Annotated in this window: 3 protein-coding genes; all 3 read right to left on the reverse strand. The window is 41.1% G+C overall.

Features of this window, described 5'->3' with window-relative positions; translation table 11 throughout:
* The coding region (locus tag AC1DPZ_RS26060; protein WP_477408985.1) for a hypothetical protein at window positions 1-370 on the reverse strand (370 nt) is incomplete at its 3' end.
* 13 nt (window positions 371-383) lie between these two features.
* Window positions 384-1358 carry a polyprenyl synthetase family protein gene (locus tag AC1DPZ_RS26065; protein WP_477408987.1) on the reverse strand — a complete coding sequence of 325 codons (975 nt, stop codon included), beginning with the start codon at window positions 1356-1358 and terminating at the stop codon, window positions 384-386.
* Between the two features lie 70 nt (window positions 1359-1428).
* On the reverse strand, window positions 1429-2073 hold a 645-nt coding region (locus AC1DPZ_RS26070; protein ID WP_477408989.1), incomplete at its 5' end, for an RNB domain-containing ribonuclease.

The following is a 2073-nucleotide window of genomic DNA, read 5'->3' on the forward strand; positions in this document are numbered from 1 at the left end:
CATGCGGCTTACCGCCATAAATCACTTTTATACTTGCCTTACCGGAGGGTAATTCTTTTGTTGTGTTTATGGTGATAAGGTTGTTTTGATAGGTATACGCCTCCTTTTTTCCGTTGACTAACACATTACTGATCTGTAAGGAATCCAGCAGATCAAAAAGCAATACATGAGTTGGTTGCGCCATGATCACATCAATGGTAGTATAACCATCAATGGTTTTTTGAACGGGATCAACATTAAGGGTGATGGTATAATGCCTTACATCCATATTTGCCTGTTCTGGTTTTAATTTACCGCCGGAGGTTAAGGTTTGGGCATTTGTAATAACGAAAGCAATTACTCCAATTATAATTAATAGTATTCTCTTCATACCCTAAATATAATCAATACTCCCTCACCAACAAACTATCGGCAAACTGCCTAAGGTATTGGCGGCGGTCTTCGGAAAGGTTGATTTTATCAAGCGCGTCAAAAGCTTTCTCTGCATAGGTTTGCATGGCATACTCAGCATATTGTCTTATATCTAATTGATCGTAAATTGCCGTCACTGCTATTACTTTTTCGGCAGAATCAAATTGTTCCACGTTTAACCAACTGTTCAGATTATCAGCCTGTTCATCCTGAGCGAGTTCAATGGCTTTTATAAGCAGGTACGTTTTTTTGTTGGATAGGATATCCCCGCCAACCTGTTTGCCAAATTTCTCCGGATCGCCATAAACATCCAGGATATCATCCTGTAACTGGAATGCAATACCAAGGTTAACGCCGAAGTTGTAAAGCAGCTGCGCATCATTTAAAGTAGCCCCGCCAATAATAGCGCCTATCTTTAATGTACCGCCCAACAACACAGCGGTTTTAAGTCTTATCATATCCAGGTATTCGTCAATAAGCACATTGTTACGCTGCTCAAAGCTCATGTCAATCTGCTGGCCTTCACATACGCCTGTTGCGGTTTCATTAAATACATCCATTACCCGGCGTAAAATGACATCATCAACCTTCATCATCAGCTTATTGGCCTCCACCATCATGGCGTCACCCGATAGAATGGCCACATTGGCATTCCATTTTTCGTGAACAGTTCTTTTGCCCCGGCGAAGTGGGGCTTTATCCATAATATCATCGTGCATTAGAGTGAAGTTATGGAACACTTCTATCGCCAAAGCCGGTTCAATGGCTTTATCAACATCACCTCCAAAAAGGTCACAAGCCATCAGGAGGAGGCTGGGGCGAAGGCGCTTGCCTCCAAGGGCAAGTATATAACTTATTGGTTCATAAAGTTCGGCAGGAGAATCGGGGAATTTTAGCGTATCTACAGCTTTACTAATCAATACCTGCAGGTCTGTAAGTTGTTTCATTTGTTTGTTGTGTAGTTGATCAGTCTGATTAAGTGGATGCTAACCATTCACCTAATCTAACTTAATCAACTTAGTCCTGTACTAACGAAAAGTCAATTTGTTTTTTGGTAAGATCAACATTTTTAACCTTGATCCTTACTTCATCGCCCAGTTGGTAAATTTTCTTTTTACGCTGACCAATGATACAATAATTTTTCTCGTCCAAAGTATAAAAATCATCAGAGATATCACGCAAACGGATCATGCCTTCGCATTTATTTTCGATGATTTCCACATACATACCCCATTCGGTAACCCCGGAGATAATGCCGGTAAACATGTTCCCAACCTGATCGCGGAGGTATTCAGCTTGTTTGTACTTAACCGATGAACGTTCGGCATCAGCTGCTTTTTTCTCCATTTGCGAACTATGGCCGCACAATTTTTCGTAATGCTCGGCATTGGCAGATTGCCCGCCATTTAAATAATGGAACAGTAAACGATGAACCATAACATCCGGGTATCGGCGGATAGGAGAGGTGAAGTGTGTATAATGGTCGAACGCCAAGCCGTAATGGTTACTGGTTTTTGTTGTGTAAATAGCCTTTGCCATTGAACGGATAGCTAAATGGGTAAGTACATTCTGCTCTTTTTTGCCTTCCACATCCTCCATCAGAAAATTAAGAGATTTGGCTGTTTCTTTATCCGATTTGGTATTTATCTTATATCCAAACCT

This window comes from Mucilaginibacter sp. P4_G9, from assembly GCF_056400985.1.

Coding starts and splice junctions, on each gene's coding strand:
- AC1DPZ_RS26065 (WP_477408987.1), bottom strand. CDS start 1,358: ATGAAACAACTTACAGACCTGCAGGTATTGATTAGTAAAGCTGTAGAT.